Below are 20,942 nucleotides of genomic sequence, written 5' to 3' on the forward strand. Positions count from 1 at the left end.
GGTGTCGGGTCTCGCGCTCGTTCACGTCGTGGAGAGCAGGTGCGCCAACGGTTCCAGGTCGTCGAGGCGCGCGGACGTGGGCAGCAGCACCAGTTCGTCGAACCCGGCGGCGGCCAGCTTGTCACGGGCCTCCACCAGCCGGGCGCGGTCGGTGAGCACGTGCGCGGCCAGCTCGGACGCCTTGGCCGCGCCCAGGAAGCCGTAGTAGGCGTGCACGTACTCCGCCGCCCGGTCCAGCGGGTCCGGCCCGCCCGCGGTGTAGACGGTCGCCACCAGACGAGGCTTCCCCGGCCGGGTCCACGCCTGCCGCACCCGGTCGGCGAACTCCAGCGCGCCCGCCCAGCCGCCCAGGCCCGCGGCGGCGATCCAGCCCTCCCCGTGGGTGGCGAGCCTGCGCAGCGTGGCCTCGGACTGCCCGCCGACGAGCACGCGGGTGGGCGTCCCACCCGGCCCGACCTCACCCGCCGCGAACCCGGCCAGCTCGGTCAGCGTGGCGTCGAGGACCCGACCCCGGCGGTGGAAGTCGACGCCGGAGCGCTCGTAGTCGTCCGGCCGCCGCCCCACGCCCACACCGAGCACCAGCCTGCCCTCGCTGAGGGCGTCCACGGTCTGCACCTGCTTCGCCAGCAGCGCGGTGTTGGTGCGCAACGGGGCCACGAGCACGCTCGCGAGCAGGTCGACCCGCTCGGTCACCGCCGCGGCGGCCGCGAGCGCGGTGAGGGTGTCCCAGCTCGGGTACACCAGCCGGTCGACGCACGCCACCGAACTCGCGCCCAGCTCCTCGGCCCGCACCGCCCAGTCCAGCAGCTCCCGCCGGGTCACTCCCACGACGGTGTTGGGCAGACCCACGCCGACGTCCATGGTCACCATCCCTTGAATTGGCCAAGCCACTTTGCCAATTCAAGCACAGGAGGGCAGGCCGGAAGAAGACCTGTCGAGCGGGGATCAGCCGAGACCGCGGCGCAGCTTCACGCGGTACGAGTACTGCTCCGGCAGGAAGTGGCTGACGGCCAGCTCCACGGGCACACCGGAGGTGGTGAGGTAGATCCGGTCGATCCGCAGCAGGGGAGCCCCGACCGGGCACCCCAGCGCGGCGGCCAGCGCCGGATCGGCCGCCGCCGCGGTGATGCTCTGCTCCGCCTCGGCGATCGGCTCCGGCAGCCGCGTGTCCAGCAGGCCGATGACGGTGACCTCGCTGTCCGCGCCCGCCGCGCCCAGCTCCGGCACGCCCGCGAGCGCCGCGCCCGCGGCGGGGGAGAGGTGCACGGTGGTGTGGCAGAACGGTTCGCCGTTGTGCGAGCGCAGGAACACGACCGTGTGCACGGCGTCGGTCTCCAGCCGCAGCCTGCCCGCCGCCTCCACGTCCACCTGGCGGCGCAGCGGTCGCAGCACCTCCAGCCGGGTGTCCTGCGACAGGCCCATCAGGTCCTCGATGGAGCCGAACTGGCGCAGGTACCGGCCGTCCCTGGGGCTGGCGAACGTGCCGCGCCCCGGCACGCGGTGCACCAACCCCTCGGCGACCAGGTCGTGGAACGCGCGCCGGACGGTCTGCCTGCTGACGTCGTGCTCGGCCGCCAACTGGGCCTCGGTGGGCAGCGGCGAGCCGTCCGCGTAGCGCCGCTGGAGCAGCGCGGACCGCAGCGTGCGCGCGAGCACCTTGTACGCCGCCTCGCTCGTCACCGCCACCTCGCCGCCCCTGTCGTCGGAAGCCGATTGTGTCAGGTCGTCACGCCTCCCCTGGCCACGAGCTGCGCCACGATGACGTTGCGCTGGATCTCGTTCGTGCCCTCGCCGACGATCATCAGCGGGGCGTCGCGGAAGTAGCGCTCGACGTCGAACTCGGTGGAGTAGCCGTAGCCGCCGTGCACGCGCACGGCGGTGAGCGCGATCTCCATCGCCGCCTCGGAGGCGAACAGCTTCGCCATCCCCGCCTCCAGGTCGCACCGGTCGCCCGCGTCGTAGCGCTCGGCGGCCATCAGCACGAGCTGGCGGGCCGCGGTGTACTTCGTGGCCATGTCGGCGAGGTGGTTGCCGACGGACTGGTGCCGCCAGATCGGCTTGCCGAACGACTCGCGCTCCTGCGCGTACTTCAGCGAGTCGTCCAGCGCGGCGCGCGCCACGCCCAGCGCGCGGGACGCGACCTGGATGCGGCCGATCTCCAACCCCTTCATCATCTGCGCGAACCCGCGGCCCTCGACGCCGCCGAGCAGCGCGTCGGCGGACGTCCGGTAGTCCGCGAACGACAGCTCGCAGCTCTCGACGCCCTTGTAGCCCAGCTTCGGCAGGTCCTTGGACACGGTGAACCCCGGACCGGGCTCGACGAGCAGGATGCTGATGCCCCGGTGCTTCGGCTCGGCCTTCGGGTCCGTCTTGCACAGCAGCGCGATCAGCTGCGAGCGGCGGGCGTTGGTGATCCACGTCTTGGACCCGTTCACCACGTAGTCGTCGCCGTCGCGCCGAGCGTGCGTGGTGAGCGCCTGGAGGTCCGAGCCGCCGCCCGGCTCGGTGAGCGCCATCGTCGCGCGCACCTCGCCGGTCGCCATCCTCGGCAGGTACCGCCGCTTCTGCTCCTCGGTGCCGAACGCCAGCAGCAGCTTCGCGACGACGGTGTGCCCGCCCATCGCGCCCGCCAGGCTCATCCAGCCGCGGGCCAGCTGCTCGGTGACCTCCACGTAGCAGGGCGCGGACACCGCCACGTCGCCGTAGGGCTCGGGGATCGCGAGCCCGAACACGCCGAGCCGCTTCATCTGCTCGATCAGCTTCTCCGGGTAGGTGTTCCCGTGGTCGAGGTCGCGGGCGACCGGGCGGACCTCGCGGTCCACGAAGTCGCGCACGGTGTCGACGATCGCCTGTTCTTCCTCGTTGAGCCTGGTCACGTCGCCGTCCTCGGGTCAGATGACGCCATCGGCGCGCAGCGCGGCGATGGCGGGGTCGGAGCGGCCAAGGGACCGCAGGATGTCGTCGGTGTGCTCGCCGAGCGCGGGTACCGGGTCCATCACCGGGTCGTGGTCGCGCAGGTCGGCGGGCGGCAGCAGCGCCTCGACGTCACCGCCGGGCGTGCCGACCGTCCGCCACCGGCCGCGGGCCGCGAGCACGGGGTGGTCGAGGAACTGGGCCACGGTGTTCAGCCGCGCGTTGGCGACGCCCGCCCGGTCGAGCAGGGCCACCGCCGTCGCCGTGTCGAGCCCGGCGAACCGCGCCGCCACCACGGCGTTGAGCGCCTCCCGGTGGGCGACGCGGGCGGAGCCGGTCGCGAACCGCGGGTCGACCGCGAGCGCCGGGTCGTCCAGGACGGTGAGGCAGAAGGCGTCCCACTCGCGCTCGTTCTGGATCGCCAGCAGCACGGTCTCGCCGTCCGCGGCGGTGTACGGGCCGTAGGGCGCGATGGTCGCGTGCTGCGCGCCCACCCGCGCGGGCTGCGTCCCGCCGTAGCGGGTGTAGTAGGCGGGCGACCCCATCCACTCGGCCAGCGCCTCGAACAGCGACACGTCCACGGCCGACACGTGCCCCGTGGTCGCCCGCCGGTACAGCGCCGCGAGGACGCCGCTGTAGGCGTGCGCCCCGGCGGCGATGTCGGCCACCGAGATCCCCGCCTTCGCGGGCTCGTCGGGACCGCCGGTCAACGACACCAGCCCGGTCTCGGCCTGCACCAGCAGGTCGTAGGCCTTGCGGTCGGCCCACGGCCCGTCCCCGCCGTACCCGGAGATCGTGCACACGATCAGCCGCGGGTGCCGCTCGGCGAGCGCGGCGGCGTCGACGCCCAGCCGGGCGGCCGCACCAGGACCGAGGTTCTGCACCAGCACGTCCGCGTCGGCCAGCAGTTCCTCCAGGACCGCGCGCCCGGCGGGTTTCTTCACGTCCAGGGTGAGCGACTCCTTGGACCGGTTGAGCCACACGAAGTAGCTGGACTGGCCGTGCACGGTCTCGTCGTACCGGCGGGCGAAGTCCCCGCCGCCCGGCCGTTCGACCTTGATCACCCGCGCGCCGAGGTCGGCGAGCTGGCGGGTCGCGTAGGGCGCGGCGACGGCCTGCTCGAGGCTGACGACGGTCACCCCGCTCAGGGGCGGCGGCAGGGCCATCAGCGGACTCCTCGGTCGGCGGGCACGTGCTCGGTCAGGACCGCCGCGGCCCGCGCCCAGTCGAGCCCGGCCAGCAGGGCGGGCACGTCGGGGCCGCAGTCGGCGATCTTGGCGTCCACATCGGACGGTGACGGCGGCCGGTCGGGTGAGCCGGTCGGTCGGGACAGGCTCACGTCGTGGCGCGTGCCGTCGGCCGTGGTGACGGTGATGTCGGTGGAGCCCGCCAGCAACCCGTCACCGCCGGGGGTCTCGGTGGTCGTCACCAGGCGCAGCAGGCGTTGCGCCTCGGGGCGGGCGACGGCGGCGTCGGCGAAGGCGGCGAAACCGGGGTAGGGGTCCAGCAGCGCGGAGGCGAGGGCGTACTCCAGGCTGAACTTGGCCTGGAGGCCGGTCGTCGGCCGGTGGTGCGCCAACGGCCGCACGGCGCTCGCCGGGGTGCGCACGTGGATCGCGGTGGCGTCGCCGGTGGTCAGCTCGTGGCCCAGAAGGGCGCTGATGGGCCGTTGGAGGGCGTAGCAGCAGGGGAACACCTTGACCGCCAGTCCGCCGGGGATCGCGGGACCGGTCACGTCCACGCGGTCCGGGTCGCCGCCGAGGAGCCGCAGCCAGTCGTCCACCGCGAGCGGGTCCGCCGTCGCCCCGGCGGCGGCCAGTCGGGCGGCGCGCACGCCCGCGTCGGCGGCGAAGCCGACTTGGAGGGCCTTGGCGGACGTGCCGAACGCCCGTTGCACGCCTCCGGCCGCGGGGATCGCCAGTGCCATCGCGGTAGCGATCCGCTCCGCGTCCAGGCCCAGCGCCACCGAGGCGGCGACAGCGGCGGCGGGCGCTCCCGCGGTGCAGGTGGCGTGCCAGCCCGCCGAGTAGTGGTCCCAGCCGAGCGCGACACCGAGGCGGGCCATCACCCCGGCTCCGGCGAGGTACGCGCGGGCGTCACCGCCGACCGCGAGCGTCGCGGGCACGCACACCACGCTGATGTGGGCCGTGGACGGCAGGTGGAGGTCGTCGAAGTCCAGGACGTGGCCCACCGCCGCCCAGCGCGCGGCGTCTGGTTGTCCGGCGACGAGCGTGGCCAGGGGATCCGTGCGCGCGGCGAGGGTCACGGCCACCGTGTCGCGCAACGAGCGGTCGGCGAGGGCCAGGTCGTCCGCGGTGGGCACGAGGTCGTGAGCCCACCCGGCCAGGGTTTCGGCGATCGATCCCATCGGCGCTCCTCAGATATGTACGGCCAATTTGTCAAGCTTGCTCCGGTCCTGTCAACGCTCTGCGGTGTGACTTGTGCGGGCCTCGTTGACATGGCGGTGGCACTCAGGGGAGATTTGGCCGTACAAATCGACCCTCAAGGAGAACGCCGGTGGAACTCGCGCAGGGACCGTTCTTCGAAGAACTCGCGCTCGGCGCGGTGTTCGACACCGCCCCGTCGGTCACCGTGACCACCGGTCATGCCGCGACGCACCAGGCGATCGTCGGCGACCGGCTCCGGCTGCCGCTGGACGAGGGGCTGGCGCGCGCCGTCACCGGGGGAGCGCCCCTGGTCCACCCGGCGCTCGTGTGGGACCTGGCGATCGGGCAGTCGACCCTGGTGACCCACCACGTGCGCGCCAACCTGTTCTACCGCGACCTGGTGTTCCACCGGTTCCCGTTGATCGGCGACACGCTGTCCACCACGACGGAGGTCGTGGGGCTGCGGCAGAACCGGCCGAAGCCGGGCAGGCGGCCCACCGGGCTGGCGGTGCTGCGGATCCGCACGGTCGACCAGGACTCCCGCCCGGTGCTCGACTTCCGCCGCTGCGCGATGATCCCGCTGGGCGACCCGGACGTCGACACGGGTCACCACGAGCCGCTGGACGAGGGCACGGCGTCCACAGTGGGCACGGGCGCGGCGGTGGCGTCGTGGCGGCTGGACGTGTTCCGCGACCGGGTGCGGGGTGAGCACTTCGCCGATCTCCACCCCGGTCGGGTGGTGCGCGTGGTCGGGGCGGACGTGGTGGGTTCCGCGCCCGAACTGGCCCGGCTCACGCTCAACACCGCGGCCGTGCACCACGACGCGGCCGCTGCGGGCGGGCGGCGGCTGGTCTACGGCGGGCACACCGTCGGGATCGCGTTCGCGCAGGTCTGCCGGGCGCTGCCGACCCTCGTGACCGTCGTGGCCTGGGACGGCTGCGACCACCTCGCTCCCGTGCACGAGGGCGACTCGCTGACCAGCACCGTGACCGTGGAGTCGACCGAATCATTGCCCGCCGGGGGTGGTCTGGCGTGGCTGCTCGTGGAGACCGAGTCCGAGTCCGGGCCGGTGCAGCGGTGGCGGTGCGCGGCGGTGTTCGCGTGACCCGCGGTCTCGCCGACGCGCGCACGCTGCTGTTCGTGCCCGGCGACCGGCCTGACCGGTTTGCCAAGGCGGCGGCCGCGGGCGCGGGCGCGGTCGTGCTCGACCTGGAGGACGCCGTCGCCCCAGACCGCAAGGACACCGCGCGCGAGCACGTCGTGGCGTGGCTCGACGCCGGGAACGACGCCGTGGTGCGGATCAACGCCGTCGGCACGCCGTGGCACGAGGCAGATGTCACCGCGCTGGCGGGTCGGCCACGGGCGATCATGCTGCCCAAGGCCGAAAGCCCGGACGACGCGGAGGCGCTGGGCACGGCCGTCATCGTCCTGGTCGAGACCACCGCCGGAGTCCTGGACGCGCGGCGGATCTGCGAAGCCCCCGGCGTGGTGCGGGCGGCTTTCGGGCACATCGACCTGTCCGCCGAACTCGGCGTCGACCCGTCCTCCCGGCAAGCACTGTTGGCCGTGCGCACGGCGTTGGTGCTGGCGTCCGCCGCGGCGGGGTGCGCGCCCCCGCTGGACGGCGTCACGACCGCGCTGGACGATCCGGACCTGCTCGCCGACGACACGCGGCACGCCGTCGACCTGGGGTTCACCGGCAAGCTCTGCGTCCACCCCCGTCAGATCGCCGTCGTGCACGCGGCCCTGGCCCCGACCCCGGACCAGGTGGCATGGGCTCGGGAGGTCGTCGCGGCGGCCGGGGACGGCTCCGCGGTCGCCCACCGGGGGCGGATGGTCGACCGCCCGGTCCTGCTGCGCGCCCGCCGCCTGCTCGACCGCGCGTCGCCTTGACCGCGGTGATCCGCCGCCCCTACGGTACTGGCCAGGCCAATTGGCCACTGTGAACCAGGTGAACCGGGTGGTGGAGTGGCAGACGTGTCCGGGAAGCGCGCGCTGGACGACCAGTTCGCGCGCACCTTCCAGGTGGAGCCGGTCAGCCGCATCGCCGACCGCGTGGCCGACCAGGTGCGCGACTACATCGTCGCCAACGACCTCGCCGAGGGCGCTCGGCTGCCCAGCGAGCGGCGGCTGGCCGAACTGGTCGGCAGTTCACGGCCGACGGTGAGCCAGGCGTTGCGCAGCCTCGCGGTGATGGGGTTGATCGACATCCGGCCGGGGGCGGGCGCGTTCGTGCTGCGCAAGCCGGGGGCGGCGGTCGGCGAGAGCTTCCAGATGATGATCATGCTGGAGCCCGACTCGGTCGACGAGATGGTCAAGCTGCGCTACCTGCTGGAGCAGGGGGCCGTCAGCGACATCCTGAGCGCGGAGTCCTTGGACACCACCGCGTTGGAGGAGGCGCTGGCCCGGTTGCGGCGCGCGCGGGGGAGCGCCCCCGAGTGGATCGCGGCGGACACCAACTTCCACGTCGAGCTGATCCGGCTCGCCGGGAACCGGTACCTGACGAGCCTGTTCGAGAGCGCGCACGGGGCCGTGGTCGGCAAGGCGTACGAGCGGTGGATAGCCGCCAACGAACTGCCGAAGTGGCTCAAGGGCGCGGAGTTCGAGAAGCAGATCGCGCTGCACGAGCCCGTGGTCGCCGCGCTGCGCGCCGGTGACCGGGACGCGCTGCTCGCCGCGTTGAAGACCCACCAGGACGCACTGGTCGCCCACATGGGCGGCTGACGCCCCGAACGCCCGACCGAACGCCGCCACCACCGTCCCGCACGGTGGTGGCGGCTTTTTTCGCGTGTTCCGATGTCGTCTCGGCTGTTGACAAAGCTCCTGACCGGATCCCAGCATATTGGCCAAGCGGCTTAGCCAATTTTGGCTCGGGGTGGAGTCGAGGCGCAGCAGTCGAACGGAGACGACGATGTCCAAGTTCACGGTCTGGAGATCACTGGCCGCGGTCGGCGCGCTGGCACTGGTGGCAGCCTGCGGCGCCGCACCGGCTGCGCAACCGGGCAGACCGCAGGTGGTGTTCGCCCAGGCGTCCGGCGGGATCGGCTTCTCGGCCGCCGTCACGGCGTCGGTGCAGAAAGCCGCGCAGGAGAAGGGCTGGGACCTCACGGTCCTGGACAACAAGGCCGACGCGACGACCGCCGTGGAGCACGCGCGGACGACGGCCGTCCGCAAGCCCGCGCTGTTCATCGAGTACAACCTGCACCCCGAGAGCAACAAGCAGATCAGCAAGATCATGGCCGACGCCCACGTGCCGGTGCTCAGCGTCCAGTTCCCCACCGACGGCGCGCCCCTCTACGCGATCGACAACACCAAGGTCGGCACGCTGGGCGGCGAGGGGCTGGCCAAGGCCGCGACCGAGCGCTTCGGCCCGGCCGCGGTCACCAAGGCGCTGATCCTCAACTTCCCCGAGGGCGGCGCGGCGAACCTCGCCCGCGGGGCGGGCGCGGAGGCGGCGCTGAAGAAGGCGTTCCCGAGCATCGAGATCGTGCAGGGCGCGGACAAGAACGACACCGCGGTCGCGACGCAGGTCGTGAACTCGTTCCTGGTCTCGAACCCCGACCGCAAGCTGCTGATCTGGTCGCACCTGGACCAGTACTCGATCGCCGCCGTCAACGCCGCCCGCGCCGCGGGCCGTGAGCAGGACGTGCTCATCGCCAGCACCGGCGGCGAGGCCTCGATCCTCCCCGAGATCCGCAAGGCGGGCGGGGCGGTCGTGGGCACCGCCAGCCTGTTCCCGGACAGCTGGGGCGGCGAGATCGTGGCGCTGGGCGGGAAGGTCCTCGGCGGCGAGAAGGTCCCGGACCTCAGCGAGCCGTCCAAGGTGCGGTTCGTGGACCCGTCCAACGTCGACGAGCTGTACCCGTCATGACGGCCGTGCTGGAAGCGCGGGGGATCGACGTCCGGTTCGGCGGCGTCCACGCCCTCCGGGACGTCGACCTGGTCCTGCGCGCCGGCCGGGTGCACGCGCTGCTGGGCGAGAACGGGGCGGGCAAGAGCACGCTGATCAAGTGCCTCGGCGGGCTCGTCCGGCCGACGGCGGGCACCCTGGCGTGGGAGGGCCGCACGGTCGACCTCGCCCACCCCGCCGACGCGCGACGGCTCGGCATCAGCGTGCTGCACCAGGAGTTGGAACTCGCCCCGGTGCTGTCGGTCGCCGAGAACCTGGCGCTCGGCAGGCTGCCGGGGACCCGATGGGGCGTGCTGCGCCGCGACCGGCTGCGCGCCACGGCCCAGCGGGCGTTGGACCTCGTGGGCGCGGAGTTCGGCCTCGACGACCGGGTCGGCGAGCTGGAGGTGGCCGACCAGCAGCTCGTGGAGATCGCCCGCGCGTTGTCGCCGGGCGACACCCGCGTGCTGGTGATGGACGAGCCCACGGCCGCCCTGCCGCCCGCGCAGATCGACCGGCTCCTCGACCTCGTCGGGCGCATCGCCCGGCAGGGGGTGGCGGTGCTCTACGTGAGCCACCGGCTCGACGAGGTGCTCGCCATCGCCGACGACGTGACCGTGCTGCGCGACGGCGAGCGCGTCAGCCACGGCCCCCGGTCCGCGCACACCAGGGACACGCTGATCGCCGAGATCGTCGGGCACGTGCCTGACGAGGTGGTCCGGCACGCGGTTCCCGTTGGCGGGCACCGGATCCTGTCCCTCGACGGCGTGGGCGTCGGCGTGGTCCACGACGTCACCGCGCACGCCTGTGCCGGGGAGGTGGTCGGGTTCTTCGGCCTGCTGGGCGCGGGTCAGCAGCAGCTCGCCGAAGCGGTGTTCGGGCTGCGCCACGACGTCGTCGGCACGGTCGAGTCCGGTGGCGCGCGCACGGCTCCCCGTTCCCCGCGCGAGGCGATCGCGCGCGGAACGGGGTTCGTCCCGGCCGACCGCAAGGACGAAGGACTGGCCCTCGGCCTCCCGTTGGCGGAGAACCTGCTGCTCGGCGCACCGGACCGGGGCAGCCGCGGGCTCGTCGCGCCACGCGCCGAGGTCCGCCTGGCCGACGCCGTGCTGCGCGCCGCCGGGGTCGCCTTGCGCTCGGCCGGACAGCCCGCGAACGAGCTGTCCGGCGGCAACCAGCAGAAGGTGGTGCTGGCCCGGTGGATGCGCCGCCCCGACCTCCGCCTGCTGCTGCTCACCGAGCCGACCAGGGGCGTCGACGTCGGCGCGAAGGCCGAGATCCACCACCGCCTGCGCGACTGGGTGTCCACAGTGGACCACGAGCGGGCGGTGGTGTTGTTCAGCGCCGACCCGGAGGAGACCGCGGCGGTCTGCGACCGCGTCTACGTCCTGTCCCGCGGCCGGGTCGTCGGCGAACTCGCCGGGGCCGCGGTCACCGAGGCCGCCCTGACCGCGACGGCCCTCCGCCCACCCGCCCCCGTGAAGGAGCCCGTCCGATGACCGAAGCACTCCCGGTGACCGCGCCCCGACGTCGGACGCTGCTCACCCCGGACCGCGTCGAGGACGGCGCGCTGCTCGGGGTGCTGCTCGCGCTGGCGGCGTTCTTCGGCGTGGCGTCGCCGTACTACCTCACGGCCGGGAACCTGACCAACCTCCTCATGGCCGTGAGCGTGGTCGGCACCATCGCCGCCGTCGGCACGCTCATCCTCACCACCGGCGCACTCGACCTGTCCGTCGGCAGCGCCGCCGCGCTGTCGGCCGTGTCGACGGTGTGGTTCACCGAGATCGGTCGCTGGCCGGTCGGCGTGGCGATCCTCGGCGGCCTGCTGATCGGCCTGGCGGGAGGGTTCTTCAACGGCGTCTTCAGCGTCGTGCTCGGCGTCAACCCGATCATCACCACGATCGGCGCGCTCTCGGTGTTCCGCGGCATCGCCTACGTCATCACCGACGGCAGCGAGATCCTCGTGCGCGACGACTTCCTGCTCGGCCTCGGCTCGGGCAGGCTCCTCGGCGTCCCGTACAGCGTGCTGGTCATGCTGGCGGCGTTCGGCGCGGCCGCGTTCGTCGCCCGGTACACGGTGGTCGGCCGCAACCTGTTCGCGATCGGCGCGAACCCCAGGGCCAGCCTGCTGGCCGGGCTGCCGATCGGGCGCTACCAGATCGGGATCTTCGCCGTCAGCGGACTGTTCGCCGCGGTCGGGGGCATCCTGCTCGTCGGCATGGCGGGCTCGGCGGCCTCCGGCGCGGCGACGACCTACGAGTTCCAGGTCATCACGGCCGTGCTCCTGGGCGGCACGAGCATCCTCGGCGGGACCGGCCGCATCCGCGGCACGTTCCTCGCCGTGCTCATCGTCGGCACCCTCAACAACGGCATGGTCCTGCTGGCCGTGCCGAGCTACTACCAGACCGTCGCGAGTGGACTGATGCTGCTGGTCGCCGTGGCGCTCGCCACCCTGCGGCAGCGCTTCAAGCGCTCGGGTCGGCGTCGGTGACCGAAACCCGGTCGCCCCGGCGCGGCGGGTGCGTGAGGATCCGGCGTCATGACGACCACCGCGCGCGAGCTCGTGCTGGACCGGTTCCGGTGGGTCGGCGGCCACGCGGACCTGTGGCCGCTGTTCCGCGACGGGCCCGCCTTCAAGGCCGCCGTCCACGCGCTGGTGTCGCCGTTCCGGGAGGCCGGCATCACGGCCGTGTGCGGGATCGAGTCGCGCGGGTTCCTGCTCGGCGGGGCCGCCGCGGTGGAACTCGGGGTGGGGTTCGTCCCGGTGCGCAAGGCGGCCGGGATGCTGCCGGGGGAGAAGCTCGTCCGGGAGACGGCCCCGGACTACCGGGGGATCCGGCACGCGCTGCGGATCCAGCGGGCGTCGGTCGCGCCGGGCGACCGCCTCCTGCTCGTGGACGACTGGATCGAGACCGGCAGCCAGGCGCTGGCGGTGCGGGACCTGCTGGTCGCGGCGGGCGCGGACCTGGTCGGGTGCGCCGTGGTCGTCGACCAGTTCCGGTCACCGGGCCTGCTGCCGGTCCACGCCCTCGTGACCGCCGACGACCTGCCCTGACCAGCTCCTACCGGGTGTCCTCGCGGACCTCGGCGTCGGTCTCGTACGGGTCGGGGTTGGTCTCGGCCAGTTCCTCGGCCGACTCCTTGGCCTCGTCGATCAACTCCTGCGTCCGGGCGAGTTCCTCGTCCATCTTCGCCGTGTCGACGTCCTGCACGCCTTCGGTCACGCCCACTCCTCGGTCCTGGCCGGGCCGCACGCCCGGCGGCCTGGGGTTCCCCGACGGGTGACGGGCAAACTTCGGCGGTTTGCGCCGGTCGGCGTGCGGTATCCCCGGCACATGGCCGAACACCTGTCCACGCACCCGCTGCACCACCCGCGCCGCGTGAGGGCGTCCGCCACGGGCAAGTCGCCGGTGCGCGCGTCCACCTCGGACGCGCTCCGCGTCGCGCGGCAGGTGGTGCTGCCCGCGCTGGCCGCCCACGGCCGGGCCGGGCTCGCGGTCGCCCAGAAACGCCAGTGGGACGCCTCGGCCATCGGCGCGATGCAGCACCTTCGGACCGAGCACGACGGCGCGCCGGTCCGACTGCGGATCGCGGGGCGGGACGTGGTGCTGCTGGTCGACCCGACCGACGTCGCCCGCGTCCTCGACCGGGTCCCCGAGCCCGCCGTGGTCGACCGGACGGCCGTGCGGCACGGCATGGACCTCGTGGTGCGCCACGCCGACGCGACCGGGTCGCTGGACTGGGCGTGCTTCGCCGGAGGATGGCCCCAGGCCGACGCCACCGCCGTGGTCGCGTTCCGCGCGCTGCACCTGGTGGCCTCCTACCCGCACGAGGCCGAACCCCTGCGGGCGGAACTCGACCAGGACCACCCGCACGAGCTGGACCAGACGCGCGCCGCGGTGCTGGAGTCCGGGCGGCTGTGGCCCGCCGAGCCGCTGCTGGTCCACCGCACCACCGAGCCCACGACCTGGGGTGACGTGGAACTGCCCGCTGGCACCACGTTGGTCGTGCACACCCCGTTCTTCCACCGCGACTGGCAGACCCTCACCTACGCCAACCGCTTCCAGCCGCGGATCTGGCTCGACGGCGAAGCCGAGGAGAACCCGGCGCTGAGGCCCTTCGGCTACGACCTCGACGCGGCCACCACGGCCCTCGCGGCGCTGCTGGAGCACCACACCGCCGTGCCCACCTCGGCCGTCTCGATGACCCCGGACGTCCCCGCGACGGTGAACCACCTCGCCCTCTCGTTCTGCCTGCGGGCCCGGTGACCGTCGACGCGGTCGTCATCGGCTCGGGGCCCAACGGCCTGGTCGCCGCCAACGTGCTGGCCGACCAGGGCTGGGACGTGCTGGTGCTGGAAGCCGCCGAGACGCCCGGCGGGGCGGTCCGGACCGCGGAGATCACCGCGCCGGGCTTCCGCAACGACCTGTTCAGCGCCTTCTACCCGCTGGGCGTCGCCTCGCCCGCCCTGGGCGCGCTTGGACTGGAGGACCACGGCCTGCGCTGGTCGCACGCCCCGGAGGTGCTCGCGCACGTGTTCCCCGACGGCCGGTCCGCCCTGCTGTCCAGGGACCTGGAGCGGACGGCCGCGTCGGTGGGGGAGTTCGACGCGCGCGACGGTGACGCGTGGCTGGCCGAGTTCGCCCGGTGGCAGCGCCTCCGCGACGACCTGCTCGGCGCGCTCCTCGGACCGTTCCCGCCGGTCCGCTCGGGGACGCGGCTGCTGCGGGAACTGGGCGTGGCCGAGGGGCTGCGGTTCGCGCGGATGGCCGTGCAGCCGGTGCGCCGGTTCGGGGCGGAGCGCTTCCACGGCGACGGCGCGCGGATCCTGCTGGCGGGCAACGCCCTGCACACCGACCTCGGCCCGGACCAGGCGGGCGGGGCCGTGTTCGGCTGGCTGCTCGCGATGCTCGGCCAGGAGGTCGGGTTCCCGGTGCCCCAGGGCGGCGCGGGGGAGGTGATCGCCGCCCTCGTGCGCAGGCTCGAATCCCGCGGCGGCCGGGTGGAGTGCGGACGGCCCGTGCGGCAGGTGGTCGTGGCCGGTGGCCGCGCGCTGGGCGTGCGGGACGCGCAGGGCGGGCTGGTGCGCGCCCGCAAGGCGGTGCTGGCCGACGTGCCCGCGCCGCTGCTGTACCTGGACCTGGTCGGGGAGGAGCACCTGCCCGCGCGCCTGCTGGAGGACCTGGCCGACTTCGAGTGGGACGACGCCACGGTCAAGGTCGACTGGGCGCTGTCCGGGCCGATCCCGTGGACGTCGGAGAACGCCCGGCTGGCGGGGACCGTCCACTTGGGAGCCGACCTCGACGGACTGGCGGGCTTCGCGAACGACCTGGCGTGCGACCGGGTGCCGAGCACGCCGTTCCTGCTGCTGGGCCAGATGACCACGGCCGACCCGACCCGCTCGCCCGCGGGCACGGAGTCGGTCTGGGCCTACACGCACGTGCCGCGCGACGAGGTGTGGTCGCCGGACCGGCTCCAGCGGCAGGCCGACCGCGTCGAGGAGGTCGTGGAGCGGCACGCGCCGGGATTCCGCGACTTGGTGCTCGCGCGCGCCGTGAGCGGGCCTGCGGACTTGGAGGAGCGCAACCCCAGCGTGGTCGGAGGGGCCATCAACGCGGGCACGTCGAGCATCCACCAGCAGCTGGTGTTCCGCCCGACGCCGGGACTGTCCCGTTCGGACACCCCCGTCGACCGGCTGTTCCTGGCGGGCGCGTCGGCGCATCCGGGCGGCGGTGTGCACGGCGCGTGCGGGGCGAACGCGGCACGGGCCGCGCTCGCGCGCGACGGCCACGCGGGCGGCGCCTACCGGGCGGTGGTGGGCGCCGCGCTGCGGGCCGTCTACCGGTGAGCGACCACGTCCGCCAGCCGTTTGAGGGTCTCGGTGTTGCGCGGTGCCAGGAACAACGCCTGCGCCGCCTCCGGCAGCAGCGCGCCGGGACCGCTGACCGCCTTCTCCGCCATGGTGACCCGCGTGCCGCCGTTGGGCGTGGGGCTCAGCTCGAACCGCACGTGCGCGACGCCGAAGGGCCACGCCTTGGCGTCCAGGTCGAGCGACGTGCCCGGCTTCACCGAGCGCACCCGCGTCTCGTCCTGGAGCTGCAACGGCCACGCGCCGACGCTGTGGTGGATCCGGGAGCCGACCTCGGGCCAGTGCTCGTCCACGTCGCGGATGTGCGTCGCGCCGACCACCCACCCCGCGTACGTCCAGCCGTCGGCGAGCACGGCGTACACCTGCTCCGGTGGGCTGGGGATCTCGATCTCGACCGTTGACATGCCACTCGGATACCCCGCCCGGAGCGGCGGAACCCTCCACAGAGGACCCGAAACGCGTCGTGGCCGGACGACCCCTGGTCGCCCGGCCACGGAAAGCTCTCGAAACGCGGTCAGCCCTTGAAGATGTCCTTGACCTTCTCCACGGCTTCCTTCACGTGGCCCTTGGCCTGGTCGCCCTTGCCCTCGGCCTCGAGGCCCTCGTCGTCCGTCGCGCTGCCGACGCCTTCCTTGGCCTTGCCCTTGAGCTGATCGGCCTTGGCGTCGAACTTGTCGTCGAGCCCCATGGTGTTCGCCTTCTCTCGGTTCGCGGAAGCGGTGCTGAACCGGGGATGCCCCCTGTCGCGCAACGGCAAACCGCTCGAACGGGGGTCAGCGGTGCAGGGCCGTCTCCCGGTCCACGTGCGACAGCTTCGCCGGGTTGCGGACGGCGTAGACACCGGTCACGAGCCCGCCGTCCACGCGGAGCGCCATCACGGTGTCGATCTCGCCGTCCTGCCGGACGACCAGCGCCGGGTGGCCGTTGACCTGCACCGTGCCCAGGGACATCGTCGTCTCGGCGATGCGGCCCAGTCCGATGACCATCAGCCGGGCCACCTTGTCCGCCCCCACGACCGGTCGCGGCACGGCCTGCTTGACCCCGCCGCCGTCGGCCAGGAACACCACGTCCGGCGCGAGCAGGGCGAGCAGGCCGTTCAGGTCACCGGTCTCCGCGGCCCGCCGGAACGCCTCGAACGCGGCGAGGTTCTCGGTCGGGGACACGACCTCGCGCGGTCGGCGGGCCGCGACGTGCGCCCGCGCCCGGTGCGCGATCTGGCGCACGGCGGCGGGGGTCTTGTCGACGGCGTCGGCGATCTCGTCGTACCCCAGGTCGAACACCTCGCGCAGCACGAACACCGCCCGTTCGGTCGGCGCGAGCGTCTCCAGGACCAGCAGCATCGCCATGGACACGTTCTCGGCCAGTTCGACGTCCTCCGCCACGTCCGGCGCGGTCAGCAGCGGCTCGGGCAGCCAGGGCCCGACGTAGGTCTCCTTGCGGCGGCCGAGCGCGCGCAGCCGGTCGAGTGCCTGCCGGGTGGTGATCCGGACCAGGTACGCGCGCTGGTCCCGCACGGTGTCGAGGTCGACGCCCGCCCACTTCAGCCACGTCTCCTGCAACACGTCCTCCGCGTCGGCCGCGGAGCCCAGCATCTCGTAGGCCACGGTGAACAGCAGGTTCCGGTGGGCGACGAAGGCCGTCGTGGCGGATTGGTCGTTCGGGCGCATGGTGACTCCTGTTCACTCCCCAGCTGTGACGTCCAGCAGACGCCGGCCGCCGCCGTTCTGTGACAGCACCGCCCTGTTGCCCTCGTCACCCTCCCGCCCTGTCACGGCGCACGGGGTGCGGTGCGTCTTGTGGTCATCCAGTGCGACACCACGAGTGAGGACGAGATCATGAACGCCCGATTCGACCTGTTCGGCAACGACATCGCCGCGAAGTTCGGCAAGCGCTTCGTGGCGGCCAGCCTGGTCATCGACCAGTCGCCCCTCCCCAAGGCCACCCAGGAGCTGGTGTCGTTGCGCGCCAGCCAGATCAACGGCTGCGGCTTCTGCACCGACATGCACACCAAGGACGCGGCCGCCGCGGGCGAGTCGGCGGTCCGGCTCAACCTCGTCGCCGCCTGGCGCGAGGCCACCGTGTTCACCGACGCGGAACGCGCCGCGTTGGCGCTCGCCGAGGAGGGGACCCGGCTCGCCGACACCCACCAGGGCGTGTCGGACGACACGTGGGCCGCGGTGCGCAAGCACTACGACGACGACCAGATCGCCGGTCTGCTCTGCCTGCTCGCCCTGATCAACGCGGCCAACCGGCTCAACGTCATCGCGCGCACCCCGGCGGGCTCGTACGAGCCGGGCATGTTCGACGCCATGAAGCGCTGACGGCCGGGTCACCTCCCCGGCGTCCCGCGGTCGCTCCACGTGCGCAGCGCCCACCACGTCCCGAGGGTGGTGAGCACGTGGGACCGGCCGGGGACGTCGGCCAGGTCGACGTCGGTGAGCTCCGCCAGCCGGTCGAGGCGGTAGCGGACGGTGTTGGCGTGCAGGTGCAGCACGGCCGCCGCCGCGCCGATCCGCCGCCCGTGGTCGAGGTAGCACAACGCCGTCGCGACCAGCTCGTGGTGGAACGCGCTCTTGGGGTCCAGCGGCCGCAGGAACTCGTCGGCCAGGGTGGCCGCCATCGCGGGCTGCGCGGCCAGCGCCGTCTCCACCGCGAGGTCGACGAGCGGCCGCACCCCGTGCGCGCCCCGCGCCGACGCGACCGCGAGGGCTTGCACGCACAACGCGTGCATCCCGCGCAGCCCGGTCAGCGGCCCGGCGGGGGAGAGCACCAGCAACGCCCCCTCGTCCGGCGGGCACGGCTCGTGCCGACTCACCCCCACGAGCCGCCCCTCGACCAGCCCGTACACCCCGCCGAACGCCAGCAGCCGCTGCTCCAGCGTCCGCGCCAGGCTGGGATCCGTCACGTCGGAGACCACGCAGTGGTACCGGCTGTCCGCCCGAATCCCCACCCGCGCCAGCAGCGCGGGCTCGGGAAAACCCCCGTCCGGCACCAGCAGCCCGCGCAACACCTGCGTGTTCAGGTCTCGCGCCGTGCGCGACAGCCGCAGCTCGGCCGTGTGGTAGCTGCTGATGATGTGGCGCTCGACCGCCGCCACGTACGAGTCCACGTCCACGATGAAGTCCAGGATCGTCGAGTCGTCCACCCCGGTCGCCCGCGCGAACTCCACCCCGGCGCGGATCACCTCGGCCCGCCCGGCGTGCACCCCGCGCAACAACCCCGCGATCGACACCCCTTGCGCCGCCCGGTCGGCCCCCAACGCCTGCGCCGCCGAGAAGTCCCCGTCACCACCGCCTTGCAGGTGCGCGGCCCCTTCGGCGAGCAGCGTGGCGATGTGCCGCCGGTTCTCCGCCTCCGGCAACCGGGCGACCTCGGGCGAGTTCTCCCGCGCGGCCTCGACGACTCGCGTCAGCACCCCGGCGTCGGCGGCCATCGCCCCCATGACCCGCAACGCGAACGCCGTCGTCCGCTGATCCCGCACGGCACCTCCGGACGTCGTTGTGGCCGGCGCACAACGGGGTCGACGGCGTTTGGGGACGAGACCCTACCCCCGCCCGTCCCCGCACTGGTTACGTGTCTACTCGACAGTAACCGCCGGGTCCACGCCGCCGACCGCTCGTTCCCCTGAAGGGCTCAACGATGAGTTCACCTCACAGCAGGGACATCAGCCGCCGCCACCTCCTCGCGGCCGGAGGCGCTCTGGCCGCCGCCACGACCATGACCACCCTCGGCTTCGGCCAAGCGAGCGCAGCCCCCAGAACCGACGCCGACGTGATCGTCATCGGCTCCGGCCTCGCAGGCCTCGTGGCAACCTCGGAACTGGCAGCGGCAGGCCGCAAAGTCCTCCTGCTGGACCAGGAACCCGAAGCCAGCCTCGGCGGCCAGGCCTTCTGGTCGCTGGGCGGCCTGTTCTTCGTCAACTCCAACGAACAAAGACTGGCAGGAATCAAGGACTCCCTCGACCTGGCCAAGTCCGACTGGTTCGCCACAGCAGGCTTCGACCGAGGCGTCGACAACCCCCTGGGCGAGGACTACTGGGCCGCCAAGTGGGCCGAGAAGTACCTCGAGTTCGCCGCGGGCGAGAAACGCTCCTGGCTGGCAGGCCTGGGCATGAGCTGGGTCCCGATCGTCGGCTGGGCGGAACGCGGCGGCCAATCAGCAGACGGCCCAGGCAACTCCGTCCCCCGCTTCCACCTGACCCTCGGCACCGGCCCCGGCGTCATGGAACCCTTCGAAAAACTCGTCCGCGCGGCAGCGGCACGAGGCCAGGTCACCTTCCGCTTCCGCCACCAGGTGGACGCCCTCATCACCACGAACGGCGCGGTCACCGGCGTACGCGGCAGCGTCCTCCAACCCAGCACAGCCACCAGAGGCACTCCCAGCTCACGCACAAAAGTCGCGGACTTCGAGCTCTACGCCCCCATGGTCATCGTCACCTCAGGAGGCATAGGCGGCAACCAGGACCTCGTCCGCCGCAACTGGCCGTCCCGCCTGGGCACCCCACCCACCCGCATGATCACCGGCGTCCCGGCACACGTGGACGGCCGCATGCTCGCCATCAGCGAGCTGGCAGGCGCACGCTTGGTCAACCCGGACCGCATGTGGCATTACACGGAGGGCCTGACCAACCACACCCCCATCTGGCCGGGCCACGGCATCCGCGTACTGGCGGCACCGTCGTCACTGTGGTTCGACGCCACGGGCCACCGCTTCCCCACACCGGGCGTCCCCAGCTACGACACCTTGGGCACCTTGGACCTGATCCAACGATCAGGACACCCGTACTCCTGGTTCGTCCTGAACAAGAAGATCATCGACAAGGAATTCGTCCTCTCCGGCTCGGAACAAAACCCCGAACTCACCAGGAAGGACCTGATCGCCTACCTGGCCAGCCGCTTGCTCAACAGCACCCCGTTGCCGGTCAAGGCCTTCATGGACAGGGGAGAGGACTTCGTAGTAGCCAACTCCCTCCCAGACCTAGTGGCAGGCATGAACCGCATCGCAGGCAACAACCTCATCAGCGTTGACGCCCTGCGCAAGCAAATCACCCTGCGAGACCAGCAAACGGACAACCCGTTCACCAAGGACGCCCAGATCATGGGTGTCAGGAACTCCCTCGCGTACAGCGGCGACCAACTGGCCCGCACGGCCTCCCTGCACAAGATCCTCGACCCGTCGGCGGGTCCGCTGGTCGCGATCCGCATGAACATCCTTACGCGGAAGACGTTGGGGGGCTTGCAAACCGACCTGTCCGGTCGGGTGCTGAACGCTGCGGGTCAGCCGGTGCCTGGGCTTTACGCGGCTGGTGAGGTTGCGGGGTTCGGTGGTGGAGGTGTTCACGGGTACCGGGCTTTGGAGGGCACGTTCCTGGGCGGGTGTCTGTTCACCGGACGCCAGACCGGCCGTGCCGCAGCGGCGGAGAGCGCCTGACCCGGCTGTCCGTTCCAGCGTGGGCGGGCTGGGTGGCTTCTACTCCCAGCCCGCCCACGCAGGTAGGCAATCGGCCATCAAGCCTGCTGCCGCAGGCAACCCTGCGCCGTCGACGAGCAGCAGGCCTGCCGCAGGCAACCCTTCGATCGAGCAACTGCAAGCTGTCTGCCGCAGGCAACCTTCAACTGAGGCACTGCCGGTCTGGTCGTCACCGCCTGGGCAAATCGGCAGCCGTAGCCAGCGGGCCCCCGGCCTCAACCCAACCCCGTGACCAACCCGACCCGGCCGCTACCTGCACCGTTCGGAACCGCACCAAATATCTTCCGGCCCCCGGCCGGCACTCGCACCGCGCCAAGACTGGACCGTGCCGGCAGGTTCTTTTAACCCCCAACCCTGGCGGCCCCCGGTTGTTTTTGCGCCCCCACCCTCTTTCGTCTTGTCAAGGCGTCTTTCC

General features: G+C 72.8%; 21 protein-coding genes. 11 read left to right on the plus strand and 10 right to left on the minus strand.

Going from position 1 to position 20,942, the window contains the following annotated elements:
* Window positions 1-21 precede the first annotated feature (21 nt).
* The 5 genes from ACFWW9_RS39910 to ACFWW9_RS39930 form a co-directional block, all read right to left on the minus strand.
* On the minus strand, window positions 22-861 hold the full coding sequence (locus tag ACFWW9_RS39910; RefSeq protein ID WP_390387824.1) for an LLM class flavin-dependent oxidoreductase: 840 nt from the start codon (window positions 859-861) through the stop codon (window positions 22-24).
* A gap of 84 nt (window positions 862-945) precedes the next feature.
* Window positions 946-1,680 carry a GntR family transcriptional regulator gene (locus tag ACFWW9_RS39915; RefSeq protein WP_390387825.1) on the minus strand — a complete coding sequence of 245 codons (735 nt, stop codon included), beginning with the start codon at window positions 1,678-1,680 and terminating at the stop codon, window positions 946-948.
* A 38-nt stretch (window positions 1,681-1,718) separates the two neighbouring features.
* Window positions 1,719-2,876, minus strand: a complete 1,158-nt coding sequence (locus ACFWW9_RS39920; RefSeq protein ID WP_390387827.1) for an acyl-CoA dehydrogenase family protein — start codon at window positions 2,874-2,876, stop codon at window positions 1,719-1,721.
* 15 nt (window positions 2,877-2,891) lie between these two features.
* The gene (locus ACFWW9_RS39925) at window positions 2,892-4,079 is read right to left on the minus strand and encodes a CaiB/BaiF CoA transferase family protein (RefSeq protein ID WP_390387828.1); all 1,188 of its coding nucleotides are present in this window, start codon (window positions 4,077-4,079) and stop codon (window positions 2,892-2,894) included.
* Window positions 4,079-5,281 (minus strand): MmgE/PrpD family protein, encoded by a 1,203-nt coding sequence (locus ACFWW9_RS39930; protein ID WP_390387829.1) that lies wholly within the window; start codon window positions 5,279-5,281, stop codon window positions 4,079-4,081. Before ACFWW9_RS39930 ends, ACFWW9_RS39925 begins: the two co-directional genes overlap by 1 nt.
* A 149-nt stretch (window positions 5,282-5,430) precedes the next feature.
* On the opposite strand from ACFWW9_RS39930, the gene ACFWW9_RS39935 reads away from it, so the two are divergent.
* From ACFWW9_RS39935 to ACFWW9_RS39965, 7 genes are all read left to right on the plus strand, one after another.
* Window positions 5,431-6,405, plus strand: a complete 975-nt coding sequence (locus tag ACFWW9_RS39935) for a MaoC family dehydratase (RefSeq protein WP_390387830.1) — start codon at window positions 5,431-5,433, stop codon at window positions 6,403-6,405.
* Window positions 6,402-7,193 (plus strand): HpcH/HpaI aldolase/citrate lyase family protein, encoded by a 792-nt coding sequence (locus ACFWW9_RS39940; RefSeq protein ID WP_390387831.1) that lies wholly within the window; start codon window positions 6,402-6,404, stop codon window positions 7,191-7,193. Before ACFWW9_RS39935 ends, ACFWW9_RS39940 begins: the two co-directional genes overlap by 4 nt.
* A gap of 84 nt (window positions 7,194-7,277) precedes the next feature.
* Window positions 7,278-8,024, plus strand: coding sequence for a FadR/GntR family transcriptional regulator (locus ACFWW9_RS39945; protein WP_390387833.1), 747 nt, complete (start codon window positions 7,278-7,280; stop codon window positions 8,022-8,024).
* A gap of 187 nt (window positions 8,025-8,211) precedes the next feature.
* Entirely contained in the window at window positions 8,212-9,171 is a 960-nt protein-coding gene (locus ACFWW9_RS39950) for a sugar ABC transporter substrate-binding protein (RefSeq protein ID WP_390387834.1), read from the plus strand.
* Window positions 9,168-10,688 carry a sugar ABC transporter ATP-binding protein gene (locus tag ACFWW9_RS39955; RefSeq protein WP_390387836.1) on the plus strand — a complete coding sequence of 507 codons (1,521 nt, stop codon included), beginning with the start codon at window positions 9,168-9,170 and terminating at the stop codon, window positions 10,686-10,688. Before ACFWW9_RS39950 ends, ACFWW9_RS39955 begins: the two co-directional genes overlap by 4 nt.
* Window positions 10,685-11,680: an ABC transporter permease gene (locus tag ACFWW9_RS39960; RefSeq protein ID WP_390387838.1), complete on the plus strand. Its 996-nt coding sequence runs from the start codon at window positions 10,685-10,687 to the stop codon at window positions 11,678-11,680. Before ACFWW9_RS39955 ends, ACFWW9_RS39960 begins: the two co-directional genes overlap by 4 nt.
* A 48-nt stretch (window positions 11,681-11,728) precedes the next feature.
* The gene (locus ACFWW9_RS39965) at window positions 11,729-12,244 is read left to right on the plus strand and encodes a phosphoribosyltransferase family protein (RefSeq protein ID WP_390387840.1); all 516 of its coding nucleotides are present in this window, start codon (window positions 11,729-11,731) and stop codon (window positions 12,242-12,244) included.
* A gap of 7 nt (window positions 12,245-12,251) precedes the next feature.
* Here the strand turns inward: ACFWW9_RS39965 and ACFWW9_RS39970 are convergent, their stop codons facing one another.
* Window positions 12,252-12,413: a hypothetical protein gene (locus ACFWW9_RS39970; RefSeq protein WP_390387842.1), complete on the minus strand. Its 162-nt coding sequence runs from the start codon at window positions 12,411-12,413 to the stop codon at window positions 12,252-12,254.
* Between the two features lie 111 nt (window positions 12,414-12,524).
* On the opposite strand from ACFWW9_RS39970, the gene ACFWW9_RS39975 reads away from it, so the two are divergent.
* The gene (locus tag ACFWW9_RS39975; RefSeq protein WP_390387843.1) at window positions 12,525-13,457 is read left to right on the plus strand and encodes a cytochrome P450; all 933 of its coding nucleotides are present in this window, start codon (window positions 12,525-12,527) and stop codon (window positions 13,455-13,457) included.
* Entirely contained in the window at window positions 13,454-15,037 is a 1,584-nt protein-coding gene (locus ACFWW9_RS39980; RefSeq protein ID WP_390387844.1) for a phytoene desaturase family protein, read from the plus strand. The genes ACFWW9_RS39975 and ACFWW9_RS39980 overlap by 4 nt, the downstream gene beginning before the upstream one ends.
* On the opposite strand, the gene ACFWW9_RS39985 is transcribed toward ACFWW9_RS39980, so the two are convergent.
* The 3 genes from ACFWW9_RS39985 to ACFWW9_RS39995 form a co-directional block, all read right to left on the minus strand.
* Window positions 15,028-15,462 (minus strand): SRPBCC family protein, encoded by a 435-nt coding sequence (locus ACFWW9_RS39985; RefSeq protein ID WP_390387845.1) that lies wholly within the window; start codon window positions 15,460-15,462, stop codon window positions 15,028-15,030. The two genes, ACFWW9_RS39980 and ACFWW9_RS39985, sit on opposite strands and share 10 nt — an antisense overlap.
* 110 nt (window positions 15,463-15,572) lie before the next feature.
* Entirely contained in the window at window positions 15,573-15,746 is a 174-nt protein-coding gene (locus tag ACFWW9_RS39990) for a CsbD family protein (protein ID WP_390387846.1), read from the minus strand.
* Between the two features lie 85 nt (window positions 15,747-15,831).
* Window positions 15,832-16,725, minus strand: a complete 894-nt coding sequence (locus ACFWW9_RS39995; protein ID WP_390387847.1) for an RNA polymerase sigma-70 factor — start codon at window positions 16,723-16,725, stop codon at window positions 15,832-15,834.
* Window positions 16,726-16,893: 168 nt separating this feature from the next.
* Here ACFWW9_RS39995 and ACFWW9_RS40000 point away from each other — a divergent pair, with 168 nt between their 5' ends.
* The gene (locus ACFWW9_RS40000) at window positions 16,894-17,379 is read left to right on the plus strand and encodes a carboxymuconolactone decarboxylase family protein (RefSeq protein ID WP_390387848.1); all 486 of its coding nucleotides are present in this window, start codon (window positions 16,894-16,896) and stop codon (window positions 17,377-17,379) included.
* 8 nt (window positions 17,380-17,387) lie between these two features.
* Here the strand turns inward: ACFWW9_RS40000 and ACFWW9_RS40005 are convergent, their stop codons facing one another.
* A complete protein-coding gene (locus ACFWW9_RS40005) occupies window positions 17,388-18,539 on the minus strand; it encodes a helix-turn-helix domain-containing protein (RefSeq protein WP_390387849.1) in 1,152 nt (383 codons plus the stop codon).
* 236 nt (window positions 18,540-18,775) lie between these two features.
* Between ACFWW9_RS40005 and ACFWW9_RS40010 the strand changes: the two genes are divergently transcribed.
* Window positions 18,776-20,488 carry an FAD-binding dehydrogenase gene (locus ACFWW9_RS40010; RefSeq protein ID WP_390387850.1) on the plus strand — a complete coding sequence of 571 codons (1,713 nt, stop codon included), beginning with the start codon at window positions 18,776-18,778 and terminating at the stop codon, window positions 20,486-20,488.
* Window positions 20,489-20,942: the final 454 nt, after the last annotated feature.

It is taken from the genome of Umezawaea sp. NPDC059074 (assembly GCF_042738955.1).
Classification (GTDB): domain Bacteria; phylum Actinomycetota; class Actinomycetes; order Mycobacteriales; family Pseudonocardiaceae; genus Umezawaea.